Source organism: Mycobacterium sp., assembly GCF_052143115.1.
GTDB lineage: Bacteria > Actinomycetota > Actinomycetes > Mycobacteriales > Mycobacteriaceae > Mycobacterium.
Window position 1 is genome coordinate 1 of sequence record NZ_JBKQTQ010000343.1, and the last position, 13,513, is coordinate 13,513.

At 66.1% G+C, this 13,513-nt stretch carries 12 protein-coding genes and 2 pseudogenes; 8 read left to right on the forward strand and 6 right to left on the reverse strand.

Going from position 1 to position 13,513, the window contains the following annotated elements; translation table 11 throughout:
* A pseudogene (locus ACLQI9_RS32755) lies at nt 1-164 on the forward strand (IS3 family transposase); the annotation flags it as partial.
* Between the two features lie 439 nt (nt 165-603).
* Here the strand turns inward: ACLQI9_RS32755 and ACLQI9_RS32760 are convergent.
* The 4 genes from ACLQI9_RS32760 to ACLQI9_RS32775 all read right to left on the reverse strand — a co-directional run bounded on the left by ACLQI9_RS32760 (nt 604) and on the right by ACLQI9_RS32775 (nt 5,357).
* Entirely contained in the window at nt 604-2,055 is a 1,452-nt protein-coding gene (locus ACLQI9_RS32760; protein ID WP_442381420.1) for a recombinase family protein, read from the reverse strand.
* 310 nt (nt 2,056-2,365) lie between these two features.
* Nucleotides 2,366-3,535: an acyl-CoA dehydrogenase gene (locus tag ACLQI9_RS32765; protein ID WP_442381422.1), complete on the reverse strand. Its 1,170-nt coding sequence runs from the start codon at nt 3,533-3,535 to the stop codon at nt 2,366-2,368.
* A 12-nt stretch (nt 3,536-3,547) separates the two neighbouring features.
* Complete coding sequence (purE, locus tag ACLQI9_RS32770; protein WP_442381424.1) at nt 3,548-4,063, reverse strand: 5-(carboxyamino)imidazole ribonucleotide mutase; 516 nt, start codon at nt 4,061-4,063, stop codon at nt 3,548-3,550.
* Nucleotides 4,064-4,103: 40 nt separating this feature from the next.
* Nucleotides 4,104-5,357: a 5-(carboxyamino)imidazole ribonucleotide synthase gene (locus ACLQI9_RS32775; protein WP_442381426.1), complete on the reverse strand. Its 1,254-nt coding sequence runs from the start codon at nt 5,355-5,357 to the stop codon at nt 4,104-4,106.
* Nucleotides 5,358-5,443: 86 nt separating this feature from the next.
* On the opposite strand from ACLQI9_RS32775, the gene ACLQI9_RS32780 reads away from it, so the two are divergent.
* Complete coding sequence (locus tag ACLQI9_RS32780; protein ID WP_442381428.1) at nt 5,444-6,109, forward strand: GtrA family protein; 666 nt, start codon at nt 5,444-5,446, stop codon at nt 6,107-6,109.
* Here ACLQI9_RS32780 and ACLQI9_RS32785 read toward each other — a convergent pair.
* A complete protein-coding gene (locus tag ACLQI9_RS32785) occupies nt 6,064-6,582 on the reverse strand; it encodes a PH domain-containing protein (RefSeq protein ID WP_442381430.1) in 519 nt (172 codons plus the stop codon). The two genes, ACLQI9_RS32780 and ACLQI9_RS32785, sit on opposite strands and share 46 nt — an antisense overlap.
* A 9-nt stretch (nt 6,583-6,591) precedes the next feature.
* Nucleotides 6,592-7,407, reverse strand: a complete 816-nt coding sequence (locus ACLQI9_RS32790) for a biotin--[acetyl-CoA-carboxylase] ligase (protein ID WP_442381431.1) — start codon at nt 7,405-7,407, stop codon at nt 6,592-6,594.
* A 67-nt stretch (nt 7,408-7,474) separates the two neighbouring features.
* On the opposite strand from ACLQI9_RS32790, the gene ACLQI9_RS32795 reads away from it, so the two are divergent.
* The 6 genes and pseudogenes from ACLQI9_RS32795 (at nt 7,475) to ACLQI9_RS32820 (ending at nt 13,373) form a co-directional block, all read left to right on the forward strand.
* Entirely contained in the window at nt 7,475-9,115 is a 1,641-nt protein-coding gene (locus ACLQI9_RS32795) for an acyl-CoA carboxylase subunit beta (protein WP_442381433.1), read from the forward strand.
* Nucleotides 9,106-9,417, forward strand: a pseudogene (locus tag ACLQI9_RS32800) (acyl-CoA carboxylase subunit epsilon); the annotation flags it as partial. The gene ACLQI9_RS32795 and the pseudogene ACLQI9_RS32800, both read left to right, overlap by 10 nt.
* Nucleotides 9,414-10,055, forward strand: a complete 642-nt coding sequence (locus ACLQI9_RS32805; protein ID WP_442381435.1) for a Maf family protein — start codon at nt 9,414-9,416, stop codon at nt 10,053-10,055. The pseudogene ACLQI9_RS32800 and the gene ACLQI9_RS32805, both read left to right, overlap by 4 nt.
* Before the next feature lie 97 nt (nt 10,056-10,152).
* Complete coding sequence (locus ACLQI9_RS32810; RefSeq protein WP_442381437.1) at nt 10,153-11,043, forward strand: sulfurtransferase; 891 nt, start codon at nt 10,153-10,155, stop codon at nt 11,041-11,043.
* Nucleotides 11,043-11,462: a SufE family protein gene (locus ACLQI9_RS32815; protein ID WP_442381439.1), complete on the forward strand. Its 420-nt coding sequence runs from the start codon at nt 11,043-11,045 to the stop codon at nt 11,460-11,462. The genes ACLQI9_RS32810 and ACLQI9_RS32815 overlap by 1 nt, the downstream gene beginning before the upstream one ends.
* Nucleotides 11,463-11,573: 111 nt before the next feature.
* On the forward strand, nt 11,574-13,373 hold the full coding sequence (locus tag ACLQI9_RS32820; RefSeq protein ID WP_442392883.1) for an ATP-binding protein: 1,800 nt from the start codon (nt 11,574-11,576) through the stop codon (nt 13,371-13,373).
* Nucleotides 13,374-13,513: the final 140 nt, after the last annotated feature.

Here is a 13,513-nt window from a genome sequence, read left to right on the forward strand (position 1 = left end):
GACCCTGGAAAACCGTCGAAGACGTCGAACTGGCCACCCTGAGCTGGGTGCACTGGCACAACACCAGCCGCCTCCACGGCTACCTCAACGACATACCACCAGCAGAGTTCGAAGCCACGTTCTACGCAACGAAACGGAACGACCAACGCCTGGTCGAAATCCAACAGCCCAAGCCTCCATCGGAACCAGGGCGATTCAGGGTGCCGCGTCGGTGCCGCGTGCGCTTAGCGACGTGTCGCCGCCTAAGCCGCTTGTGCCAACGGGCGCGAGGTGGTTTTCCGCCGGATTAGGCGCGCCGAAAATACTGCGTTTGGTGGGGGCCATTAATGGGCCTCTCTTGTGTCGTGTTCAGGGTTACGGGGCCGCAACCAGGCCGCAAAATATCCCGCCCGCGCGGGTTGCCTCGTCCACTTCATGCAATCGCTGCCAGGCGGATTCCGAGATGCCTAATCCTTCGGCAACTTTGGAGCGGGCCGAGCCGCTTCCGTCCGACCGCTCTTGTTCATTTGAACAGGAGCGGTACTCCTCGGACCTTCGGTCGCCACCCGCTTCTCGTTGACGCTGACTGCGGGATATTCGAAACGTGTTTCTAGTTTTGAGCGGCTACGTGCGCCAGTCGAATCGGATACGGCGCGGGTCGAATACGTGCCGCCCCTTGCCCACTGGCATCACAGTGATAACGGCGAGCAGCTCGACCAGGGCGCGGTAACGGTCTGGTGTCAACGCTGACAGCCCGGCGGCCACTTCCGGCGTACCGATTGCCAGCCTGTCGAATACGGCTGTCTGTGTCTCGGATTGCTGGCGGCGCTGCGCGGCGGCGATTTTCTGGCGGATACCGTCCGAGGCAACCTTGACTTGCCGCCCGTCGAGCAGCCCGTCGGCGTAATCCTGTGCCAGCCCGTCGAGGCGGGTATGCAGCGCGGCCAGCTCGGCGCGCAACGCCTCCCGCTCGGCGTCATCGAGGCTTGTGTCGGTGAGCAGCTCGACCGCACCGGGCCGCGCAAGATAGGCGGCCACAGCGCCGGTAACCACAGCCTCGCCGTCGGCGGCCATCAGTGACACGCCCCGGCACTTAGCGTTGCGGCAGGCATAGCGGCGCGTCCCGTCGCCGTCGGGGCAGCCGGTGATACTGCCGCCGCACTTGCCGCAGCGCATCAAACCACTGAGCAGGTATTGCCGGACAGGGCGGCGGGGCTTGCGCCGGGTGCGGGTGTCGAGGGTGTCCTGCACCGCCCAAAACGTCGCCGGGTCGACCAGCGGCGGCCAATTGCCTTCGGCGACTACATCTTCACGACGCGCTACGGCCCGCTTGGCGTTGTGGCTGCGTAGTCCGGCGTTGCGATGCTTGCGGGCAAGGGCGGCAATCATTGGGGCTGTCCATTCGACGCCGCGAGGTGTCTTGACCCCGGCAGCTGTCCACTCCCGCGCGATATCAGCGAAGCTCGCCCCGGCCAGTAAGTCCCGGTACATCTTCGCCACCAGCGGCCCGGTTATCGGGTCAGGCTCGCGGCTCCCATCAGCCTTGTACCCAAAGGCGTTGCGCCACTGCGGCAATCCGCGTTCCGCCTTTTGCCGCGCGGCCCGGCACATGCGAACCTTAAGCATGGCAATCTCATGCTCGGACACGGCGGTTTTAATCTGGACGGCGAGGACGCCCGTCGGCGTGTATAGGTCAACGTCGCCCTGGCCCGTCGTGGCGAGCGGGATTTTTCGACCGAGGCCGTTAAAGAATGCGCGCAGCGTTTCGAGTTCGGCCATCATGCGCCAACCACGGTCTTGGTCCCACGCGGCGATAGCGTCGATTTTCCCGTCGGCGATATCGGTAAGCAACCTGTCCCATTCGGGCCGCGCCTTGCCGCTCGATGCCGAGGTGTCGTTGTCGACGTACAGCCCGGCGGCCTCCCAGCCCTTCACATCGCACAGCGCGGCAGTGTCCTCGGCCTGGCGGTCGACGCCTGCCCGGCGCTCGCGCGGGTCAGACGAGATGCGGCAGTAACGCCCGGCTCTGACGATGGTTCCTGGTGTGCCCTGGTGGGGGGCGGTTTCTGTGGTCATTGAGCAAGAGTGTACTTCATCGCGCTAGGTAGCGTCACTTGCTCAAGACATTTTGGAGCGGCGCCACCGGCTGGCGCGATAATCAGCTGCCCGATGGCAGCGTGATTTGGACCTCACCGTCCGGCCACACTTATCGCACGGTCCCGGGCAGCAAGCTGCTCGTCCCGGATTTGTGCGTGCCGACGGGCAAGCTCGACTTACCGACTTCGAGGGCCCGCGAGTGCAGCGATCGCGGCGCGATGATGCCTCGGCGTGGGCGAACAAGAGCCGCCGATCGGCATCAACGAATCACGGCCGAGCGCAATGCCAATCAGCGGAGCAGTGCGCGTGACATCACCACGCGCTGAATCTGGTTGGTGCCTTCGTAGATCTGGGTGATCTTGGCGTCACGCATCATCCGCTCGACCGGGAAGTCGGTGGTGTAGCCGGCGCCGCCGAACAGTTGCACGGCCGACTCGGTCACGTCCATGGCGGTGTCGGAGGCGAAGCACTTTGCGGCCGCGGAGATGAATCCGAGATTCGGCTCGCCGCGTTCGGCGCGGGCAGCGGCGGTGTAGACCATCAGCCGAGCCGCTTCGACTTTCATCGCCATATCGGCGAGCTCGAATTGCACACCCTGGAACTCGGAGATCGACTTGCCGAACTGCTTACGGTCCTTGGTATAAGCGATCGTGGCGTCCACCGCGCCCTGCGCGATGCCCACGGCCTGCGCACCAACAGTGGGCCGGGTGTGGTCGAGGGTCTGCAGTGCCGTCTTGAAGCCGGTGCCGGGCGCACCGATGATCCGATCGCCCGGGATGCGGCAGTTCTCGAAGTACAACTCGGCGGTGGGCGAGCCCTTGATACCCATCTTCTTTTCCTTGGGCCCGACGCTGAAGCCTTCATCGTCCTTGCGGACCATAAACGCCGAGATACCGTTGGCGCCCTTGTCCGGGTCGGTCACCGCCATCACCGTGTACCAGGTCGACTTGCCGCCGTTGGTGATCCAGGACTTGGCCCCGTTGAGGATCCAGTCGTCTCCGTCGGCCTTGGCGCGGGTCCGCATGGACGCCGCATCGCTGCCGGCTTCGCGCTCACTCAGGGCATACGACGCCATCGCCCCGTCGGAAGCCAGCGAGGGCAACACCTGCTTCTTCAACTCCTCCGAACCCTGCAAGATCAGACCCATCGTACCCAGCTTGTTGACTGCCGGGATCAGCGAGGACGACGCACAGACGCGCGCCACCTCTTCGATCACGATGCAGGTGGCCACCGAGTCCGCGCCCTGACCTCCGTACTCCTCGGGAATGTGGACGGCGTTGAAGCCCGCTGCGTTCAGCGCCGCCAGCGCCTCCTCGGGAAACCGGGACTCCTCGTCGACCTCGGCCGCGTAGGGAGCGATTCCTTTTTCGGCCAAGGCACGGATCGCCGCCCGCAGCTCGTCATGCTCCTCAGGCAACTTGAACAGATCAAACGAGGGGTTCCCCGCCCACCCAGACATACGGCCTCCTTGCTACTCGCCGGTAACTTTACCTTGACGTTCGTTCAGCGCCGCATCCTTGGCCAGCACCGACCGCGCCAGTCGATCTTGGAACGCGACCATCCGGTCTCGCAACGCTGGATCCGAAACCGCCAGAATGCGCACCGCCAGCAGGCCCGCGTTGCGCGCGCCGCCGATCGACACCGTGGCCACCGGCACCCCGGCCGGCATCTGCGCGATGGACAGCAGTGAGTCCAGACCGTCGAGCCGCGCCAGCGGCACCGGGACGCCGATCACCGGCAGCGGCGTCGCCGAGGCCACCATGCCCGGCAGGTGGGCCGCGCCGCCGGCACCGGCGATGACCACCTCGATGCCGCGGTCGGCCGCGCTTCGCGCGTAGTCGAGCATCCGTTGCGGCGTGCGGTGCGCCGAGACCACGCCGACCTCGTAGGGAACGTCGAACTCGGCCAGTGCGTCGGCCGCGTCGGCCATCACCGACCAATCGCTGTCGCTGCCCATGATCACGCCGACGCGCGCCTGCTCGGTCATATGCGCCGCTCTCCCCCGCGAAGCGGGAGGTGCCCCCACCTCATCGCACTCTCCCATCTGCATCGTCGCTGCCGCGGCCGTGCGGATCCCATCCGTCTGTCCACTGCCCGTGTGACAACCAGTGTGCCGCGCGTTCGGCGCGTTCACGCAGGTTTGCCACCTCGGCCGTGTCGGCGCCGAGCAGGTTGACGTGGCCGATCTTGCGGCCCGGTCGTTCGCCCTTGCCGTAGAGGTGAACCCGGGCATCGGGCATCCGCGCGAACAGGTGATGCAGTCGCTCGTCGACCGTCATCGTCGGCGTTTGCGCGGCGCCCAGCACGTTGGCCATCACCGTCACCGGCACCGTGGTGTCGGTGTCACCGAGCGGGTAGTCGAGCACCGCGCGCAGATGCTGCTCGAACTGGCTGGTCCGCGACCCGTCCATGGTCCAATGCCCGGAATTGTGCGGTCGCATCGCCAATTCATTGACCAGCAGCCGCCCATCGACGGTCTCGAACAGCTCGACGGCCAGCACGCCGACGACGCCGAGTTCGGCCGCCAACCGCAGCGCCAGCTGCTGGGCCGCGGCGCCCAGGGCGTCGGGCAGCGCCGGCGCCGGCGCGATCACCAGCACACAAATGCCGTCGCGCTGCACCGTCTCCACTACCGGCCACGCCGCGCCCTGCCCGAACGGCGACCGGGCCACCAGCGCCGAGAGCTCGCGGCGCATCGCGACCCGCTCCTCGACCAATACCGGTACACCGGATTTTGAATACTCAGACGCGATCTCACGGGCCTGCGGCAGGTCGGCCGCCATCCGCACCCCACGACCGTCGTAGCCGCCGTGGACCGCCTTGACCACCATCGGGCCCCCGACACGCGCTGCAAACGCGGCAATGCGGTCCAGGTCATCGCCGCTTTCGACCGCGGCGTAGCGCGGCACCGGGGCCCCCAGCGCCTGCAGGCGTCGCCGCATGACGAGTTTGTCCTGCGCGTGCACCAACGCCTGCGGCGGCGGCGCGACGTTGACGCCCTCGGCGACCAGCTTTTCCAGCAGCTCGGTCGGGACGTGCTCATGGTCGAAGGTCAACGCGTCGGCGCCGGCGGCGACGCGCCGCAGATCGTCGAGGTTCGTGTGCGACCCGATCACCACATCCGGGCTCACTTGGGCCGCCGGGTCGTCGATGTCGGCGGCCAGCACCCGCAGGCTTTGACCCAGGGCGATCGCCGCCTGGTGGGTCATTCGGGCGAGCTGGCCGCCGCCGACCATCGCAACCAACGGCGCAGCGGTGGGGGTACTCGGCACGGCAATCATGGTGTCATGGCCGCTGAACGGGGTGTTTACCGGCGGTGACACCGCAGCTGGGCACGCTTAACGGTTAATACGTACACTGCGACATTGTGTCCTTTGCCGATGCCACGATCGCCCGGTTGCCGCAGCCGGTCCGTCCGTTCGCCGAACGCCATCACGAACTGATCAAGTTCGCGATCGTCGGCGCCACCACATTCGTGATCGACTCGGCGATCTTCTACACCCTCAAGCTGACGATCTTGGAGCCCAAGCCGGTGACCGCCAAGGTCATCGCCGGCATCGTCGCGGTCATCGCGTCCTACATCTTGAACAGGGAGTGGAGTTTCCGGGACCGCGGCGGTCGGGAGCGTCATCACGAGGCGCTGCTGTTCTTTGCGCTCAGCGGCGTGGGCGTGCTGCTGAGCATGGCGCCGTTGTGGGTCTCCAGCTACGTCTTCGGTCTGCGGGTGCCGAACGTGTCACTGACCGTGGAGAACATCGCCGACTTCATCTCGGCGTACATCATCGGCAACCTGCTGCAGATGGCGTTCCGCTTCTGGGCGTTCCGGCGCTGGGTGTTCCCCGACAAGGTCGGCCGCACCCAGGACAAGGCGCTGGAATCGGCCCTTACCGCCGGCGGGATCGCCGAGGTCCTCGAGGACAACTTCGAGGAGGGCGACGGTACGGTCACCCTGATGCGGGCGTGGCGGTCGCGCCGCAGCCGGTTGGATCAGCTCGGCGATTCCTCAGATCCGAGGGTGTCGAAAACCTCGTGATACAGCAGCGCGTGGACCTGCTCGACGCGCGGAATGTCGTGGAACTCCAACGGGTCTTGTGACGCCGATTCCACGATCAGCGTGCCCGTGCGCAATATCCGATCGATCAGCCGATGGCGGAATTCGACGCTGTTGATCCGGGCCAGCGGAATATCGATGCCACTGCGACTCAATACCCCGTGCCGGAACATCACCCGCCGGTCGGTGATCACGAAATGTGTGGTCAGCCAGTTCAGGAATGGCCACAGGGTCAACCAGCCGATGACGATCAGCCAGATCGCTCCGATGACGGCGAAGATGACTCTTTTGGCGGTCGGATCCCAACTGGTGCTGTTGACGACCGCCGAGCCGAACGACGCCGCCGCGCTCGCCAGGATGAGGACGATGACCGGCCAAACCAGCCGCTTCCAGTGCGGGTGTCGATGCAAGACCACCTGTTCGTCGCCGGCCAGCACGTTATCGGGGTAGCCCACGCTGGCACCTTAAACGCTGGGGCGTAGGTGCGTGATGTCTCCGGCCGAGATCGCCACCGTCTGACCGCCGGTGTCGACGCACAATCGGCCCGTCTCGTCGATGGCCTGCGCCGCACCCACGACCTCACGATCACCGGGCAGCGTGGCCCGCACCCGAGAACCTAGGGTCAGGCTGTAGCGCTGATAATCGGCGACCAGCGCCGCGTCGGCGCCGCCGGCGGTGCGCCACGCATCGATGCGCACGGCTAGTTCGCGAAGTATCCGGCGCGCCAACACGTTTCGATCGGTCACCGATGACCCCAGCATCAGCAGCGAGGTGGCCGCTGGGTCCGGCGCCTCGTCGGCGGTCAGCGTCACGTTGAGCCCCAACCCGAGCACGATCACCGGCGTCGGCGCCGCGACCTCGGCGAGGATCCCGGCCAGCTTGCCGCCGTCCACGAGGACGTCGTTGGGCCATTTGAGGCCCGCCGCGACGCCGCACACCGCGGTCAGCGCGTCGGCCACCGCAACGCCGGTGGCCAGCGGCAACCATCCCCAGCCCGACCGGGGAACCGACGCCGCACCCACCCCGACCGACAAGGCGATCTGCGCGCGCGGCGGCGCCGACCAGTGGCGACCGTGACGCCCACGACCGGCGTTCTGGTATTCGGCGAGCAACACCGATCCGTCGATGTCGACGCCGCCCTCGGCCCGGGCGATCAGATCGGCATTGGTGGAGCCGGTTTCGGTGACCACATCGAGTTGACGCCACGGCATGCCCGGTCCGGCCAACCCGTTGCGCAACGCCGCCGCGTCCAACGGCGCCCTGAGCGAGTCACGTTCCATTGCGCTCAGCCTAAGACGCGGTGCTGCATTCGGACCGCAACTTAAGGGACCGCTAAGATCGGCACCCATGACAAGCACTTCCGAGACTCACGTCGAGGCGAGAGACGAGCACCACATCGACATCCACACCACCGCGGGCAAGCTCGCCGAACTGCGCACGCGGTCGGAGGAGACGCTGCACCCGGTTGGCGAGGCCGCGGTCGACAAGGTGCACGCCAAGGGCAAACTGACCGCCCGCGAGCGCATCTACGCCCTGCTCGACGAGGGGTCGTTCGTTGAGCTCGACGCGTTGGCCAGGCATCGCAGCACCAACTTCGGGCTGGGCGAGAAGCGTCCACTCGGCGACGGCGTGGTCACCGGCTACGGCACCATCGACGGCCGCGACGTGTGCATCTTCAGCCAGGACGTGACGGTGTTCGGCGGCAGCCTCGGTGAGGTGTACGGCGAGAAGATCGTCAAGGTCCAGGAGTTGGCGATCAAGACCGGCCGGCCGCTGATCGGCATCAATGACGGCGCGGGCGCCCGCATCCAGGAGGGTGTGGTCTCGCTGGGCCTGTACAGCCAGATCTTCCACAACAATATCCTGGCCTCCGGCGTCATCCCACAGATCTCGCTGATTATGGGCGCGGCCGCCGGTGGGCATGTGTATTCGCCGGCGCTGACCGACTTCGTGGTGATGGTCGATCAGACCAGTCAGATGTTCATCACCGGTCCGGACGTGATCAAGACGGTCACCGGCGAGGACGTGACGATGGAGGAGCTGGGCGGTGCCCACACCCACATGGCCAAGTCGGGTACCGCGCACTATGTCGCCTCCGGTGAGCAGGACGCTTTCGACTACGTCCGCGACCTGCTGAGCTACCTGCCGCCCAATAATTTCACCGACCCGCCGCGGTACGCGGTGCCCGTTCCCGAGGGCGCCATCGAGGACAACCTCACCGACGAGGATCTCCAGCTGGACACCCTGATCCCGGACTCGGCCAACCAGCCTTACGACATGCACGAGGTGATCACCCGCATCCTCGACGACGACGAGTTCCTCGAGGTGCAGTCCGGCTACGCCCAGAACATCGTGATCGGGTTCGGTCGTATCGACGGCCACCCGGTCGGCATCGTCGCTAATCAGCCCACCCACTTCGCCGGCTGCCTGGATATCGACGCCTCGGAGAAGGCCGCTCGCTTCGTGCGGACCTGCGACTGCTTCAACATTCCGATCGTCATGCTGGTGGACGTGCCGGGCTTCCTGCCAGGCACCGACCAGGAGTACAACGGCATCATCCGCCGCGGCGCCAAGCTGCTGTACGCCTACGGCGAGGCCACGGTTCCCAAGATCACGGTCATCACCCGCAAGGCCTACGGCGGCGCCTACTGCGTCATGGGTTCCAAGGACATGGGCTGCGACGTCAACGTCGCCTGGCCGACCGCGCAGATCGCGGTGATGGGCGCTTCCGGCGCGGTCGGTTTCGTCTACCGCCAGCAGCTAGGCGAGGCCGCGAAAAACGGTGAGGACGTCGACGCGTTGCGGCTGCAACTGCAGCAGGAATACGAGGACACCCTGGTCAACCCGTACATCGCCGCCGAGCGGGGCTACGTCGACGCGGTCATCCCGCCGTCGCACACTCGCGGTTACATCGGGACGGCGCTGCGGCTGCTGGAGCGCAAGATCGCCCAGATGCCGCCCAAGAAGCACGGGAACATTCCACTGTGAGTCGAGTGAGTGACGGAAACGAGACGAACAATCCAGCTCCAGTGAGCGACGAGACTGACGAGACGCAGAGTGCGGCGCCGGAGCACGAAAAGCATGAGCCGCACATTCAGGTGCTCAAGGGCGAGCCGAGCGCAGAGGAGCTGGCCGCGCTGATCGCGGTGCTGGGCAGCGCCGCCGGCGGCGGCGGCGAGCCGGGACCGCCCGACTACAACCGGTGGGGCCTGCCCGTCGACAAACTGCGCTACCCGGTCTTCAGCTGGCAGAAGATCACCTTGCTGGAACGGACGCACATGCGCCGATGACCCGGCTGGTGCTCGGGTCCGCCTCACCGGGCCGGCTCAAGGTGCTGCGGCAGGCCGGCATCGACCCGCTGGTCGTGGTCTCCGGCGTCGACGAGGACGCGGTCATCGCGGCTTTGGGATCGAATACCTCCCCCGGTGATGTCGTTCGCATCATGGCCCAGGCTAAGGCCGATCAGGTTGCGGCCATCCTGGACAGCCCGGTTGCCGCGGATTGTGTTGTCATTGGCTGTGATTCGATGCTCTACATCGACGGCCGACTGGTCGGCAAGCCGGCATCAGCCGATGCAGCCCGCAGCCAGTGGCGGTCGATGGGCGGTCGATCCGGCCAGCTCTACACCGGGCACTGCCTGCTGCGGCTGCTCGACGGCAACGCCAGGCAGCGCGCGTCCGAATCAGCTTCTACCACAGTGCATTTCGCGACACCAACGGCGGCAGACTTGGAAGCGTACATCGACAGCGGCGAACCATTGGCCGTCGCCGGAGGGTTCACGCTGGACGGCCTGGGCGGCTGGTTTGTCGACCGGATCGAGGGTGACCCGTCCAACGTCATCGGGCTCAGTCTGCCGTTGACCGGAGCCCTGCTGCAACGTGTCGGCCTGTCGGTCGCCGAGTTGTGGACGGCGAATCGGGTGAGCTGAACCCCTTCTGGACCGAGATCGACGCTAGTGCTTCGCTCGCCGGACCTTTCCGCGCTGCCGTCAATCTCGGCGCCTCACCGACGGGTAGGCTTGTAGTGTGCCTTTACCAGCAGATCCCAGCCCGACGCTGAGCGCTTACGCTCACCCGGAACGTCTGGTGACTGCCGACTGGCTGGCCGGCAACATGGGTAAGCCGGGGCTTGCCATCGTCGAATCCGACGAGGATGTCCTGCTCTACGACGTCGGCCATATCCCCGGGGCGGTCAAGATCGACTGGCACACCGACCTCAACGAACCCCGGGTGCGTGACTACATCAACGGCGAGCAGTTCGCCGAATTGATGGACCGCAAAGGCATTTCCCGCGACGACACCGTGGTGATCTACGGGGACAAGAGCAACTGGTGGGCTGCCTATGCGCTGTGGGTCTTCACGCTCTTCGGGCACCCGGATGTGCGGCTGCTCAACGGCGGCCGCGATCTGTGGATGTCCGAGGGGCGCGACACCACTTTGGACGTTCCGACCAAGGCGTCGAGCGGCTATCCCGTTGTGCAGCGCAATGATGCACCGATCCGCGCGTTCAAAGACGACGTGCTGGCAATCCTGGGCTCCGAGCCTTTGATCGATGTGCGATCGCCCGATGAGTACACCGGCAAGCGCACACATATGCCCGACTATCCCGAGGAAGGCGCGCTGCGCGCCGGGCATATCCCCACAGCGCGTTCGATCCCGTGGGGAAAGGCCGCCGACGACAGTGGGCGGTTCCGCAGTCGCGACAAGCTGCAGCAGCTCTACGGGTTCATCGGGCCGGACGACAAAACCGTCGTTTATTGCCGCATCGGCGAGCGGTCCAGCCACACCTGGTTTGTGCTGACACATCTGCTCGGCATCCCCGGCGTACGAAACTACGACGGCTCGTGGACGGAGTGGGGAAACACCGTCCGGGTGCCGATCGTCGCCGGTGAAAGCCCGGGGGCCGTGCCGGTCTGATGAGCATGCCCGCACCGCTGGCCGAGGTGGTGTCCGACTTCGCCGAAGTTCAGGGTCAGGACAAGCTCAGGCTGCTGCTGGAGTTTGCTGATGATCTGCCGGCATTGCCCGCCGACCTGGAAGAGGCGGCGATGGAGCCGGTGCCCGAATGCCAGTCGCCGCTGTTTCTGCACGTCGACGCCGGCGACGTCAACCGGGTGCGGCTGCACTTCAGCGCTCCGGCCGAAGCACCGACCACGCGTGGTTTCGCGTCGATACTGGCCGCCGGCCTCGACGAGCAGCCCGCCGCCGATATCCTGGCCGTGCCGGAGGATTTCTACACCGAGCTGGGCCTGGCCGCTTTGATCAGCCCGCTGCGGCTGCGTGGCATGTCGGCGATGCTGGCGCGCATCAAGCGGCGGTTGCGCGAGTCCGGCTGAAGTGGGCACCGGGTCATATCGCCCACGGCGCGGCGCTTAAACTTCCCCCGACACGACTTGTAAGAATTTCTCTTAGACACGTGAGAAGTGTTCAGCAATGCAGGAGGCGCAGTGCCTAGTCACGCCAGCTCGACGATCTCCAAGGTTCTTGTCGCCAATCGCGGTGAGATCGCGGTGCGGGTGATCCGCGCGGCCAAAGATGCCGGCCTGCCCAGCGTGGCGGTGTATGCCGAGCCCGACGCCGACGCTCCTCACGTAAAGCTGGCCGACGAGGCATTCGCACTGGGCGGTCAGACCTCGGCGGAGTCCTACCTGGACTTCGGCAAGATCCTGGAGGCCGCCGAGAAGTCCGGTGCCAACGCGATCCATCCTGGTTACGGATTCCTGTCGGAGAATGCCGACTTCGCCCAGGCGGTGATCGACGCCGGCCTGATCTGGATCGGGCCCAGCCCGCAGTCGATCCGCGATCTCGGCGACAAGGTCACCGCGCGGCACATCGCAGCCCGCGCGCAGGCCCCGCTGGTGCCCGGAACTCCCGACCCGGTGAAAGACGCCGACGAGGTGGTCGCTTTCGCCAAGGAATACGGCGTGCCGATCGCGATCAAGGCGGCCTTCGGTGGCGGCGGTCGTGGCATGAAGGTGGCCCGCACCCTCGAGGAGATCCCCGAACTGTTCGAGTCGGCGACCCGCGAGGCGGTCGCGGCGTTCGGCCGCAGCGAGTGCTTCGTCGAGCGCTACCTGGACAAGCCCCGCCATGTCGAGGCGCAGGTGATCGCCGACAAACACGGCAACGTCGTCGTCGCCGGAACCCGCGACTGCTCGCTGCAGCGCCGCTTCCAGAAGCTGGTCGAAGAGGCACCCGCGCCTTTCCTGACCGACGCGCAGCGCAAGGAGATCCACGAATCTGCCAAGCGGATCTGCAAAGAGGCCCACTATTACGGCGCCGGGACGGTCGAATACCTGGTCGGCCAGGACGGTCTGATCTCGTTCCTGGAGGTCAACACCCGTCTGCAGGTCGAGCACCCGGTCACCGAGGAGACCGCCGGCATCGACCTGGTGCTCCAGCAGTTCAAGATCGCCAACGGCGAGAAGCTGGACATCACCGAGGACCCGACACCGCGTGGGCACGCTATCGAATTCCGGATCAACGGCGAGGACGCCGGACGCGGCTTCCTGCCCGCACCCGGGCCGGTCACCAAGTACGAGACGCCAAGCGGGCCCGGTGTCCGGCTGGACTCCGGTGTCGAAGCCGGTTCGGTCATCGGCGGGCAATTCGACTCGATGCTGGCCAAGCTCATCGTGTACGGCGCCAACCGCGACGAAGCGTTGGCACGCTCCCGCCGGGCGCTCGACGAGTTCCACGTCGAAGGGCTGGCCACGGTCATCCCGTTCCACCGTGCGGTGGTGTCCGACCCGGCGTTCATCGGCGACGACAACGGCTTCTCGGTGCACACCCGCTGGATCGAGACCGAGTGGAACAACACCGTCGAACCCTTCACCGGCACGGAGCCGCTGTACGATGAGGCCGACGCCCGGCCGCGGCAGAAAGTCGTGGTCGAGGTCGGTGGTCGACGGCTCGAGGTTTCGCTGCCCGGCGACTTGGCGCTATCCAACGGCGGTGGGTCCGACGCGGCCGGTGTCATCAGGAAGAAGCCCAAGCCGCGCAAGCGCGGGGCGCACGCGGGTGCCGCCGCCTCCGGCAACGCGGTCACCGCACCGATGCAAGGCACCGTGGTTAAGGTCGCCGTCGAAGAGGGCCAAGAGGTCGCCACTGGTGATTTGGTGGTGGTCCTGGAAGCGATGAAGATGGAAAACCCGGTCACCGCGCACAAAGACGGCATCATCACCGGACTGGCGGTGGAGGCGGGCGCCCCAATCACCCAGGGCACGGTTCTCGCCGAGATCAAGTAGACCTTTGCGGAGTTGGACCTTCGTTCGGCGAGTCCGTGCGGCGATTCGCTGCCGCGCTGAACGGGGTTTCTTAGAAACGCCCTCAGGTCGTTGTCGGCCCTCTGCGGCCGGAGTACTGTTCGAAGAAGGTTGAGTTCACA

Excerpts from the sequence above, each read along its gene's own strand:
- ACLQI9_RS32795 (WP_442381433.1), top strand. The coding sequence starts at position 7,475 with ATGACAAGCACTTCCGAGACTCACGTCGAGGCGAGAGACGAGCACCAC.
- ACLQI9_RS32805 (WP_442381435.1), top strand. The coding sequence starts at position 9,414 with ATGACCCGGCTGGTGCTCGGGTCCGCCTCACCGGGCCGGCTCAAGGTG.
- ACLQI9_RS32760 (WP_442381420.1), bottom strand. The coding sequence starts at position 2,055 with ATGACCACAGAAACCGCCCCCCACCAGGGCACACCAGGAACCATCGTC.
- ACLQI9_RS32775 (WP_442381426.1), bottom strand. The coding sequence starts at position 5,357 with ATGATTGCCGTGCCGAGTACCCCCACCGCTGCGCCGTTGGTTGCGATG.
- ACLQI9_RS32765 (WP_442381422.1), bottom strand. The coding sequence starts at position 3,535 with ATGTCTGGGTGGGCGGGGAACCCCTCGTTTGATCTGTTCAAGTTGCCT.
- purE (WP_442381424.1), bottom strand. The coding sequence starts at position 4,063 with ATGACCGAGCAGGCGCGCGTCGGCGTGATCATGGGCAGCGACAGCGAT.
- ACLQI9_RS32815 (WP_442381439.1), top strand. The coding sequence starts at position 11,043 with ATGAGCATGCCCGCACCGCTGGCCGAGGTGGTGTCCGACTTCGCCGAA.
- ACLQI9_RS32790 (WP_442381431.1), bottom strand. The coding sequence starts at position 7,407 with ATGGAACGTGACTCGCTCAGGGCGCCGTTGGACGCGGCGGCGTTGCGC.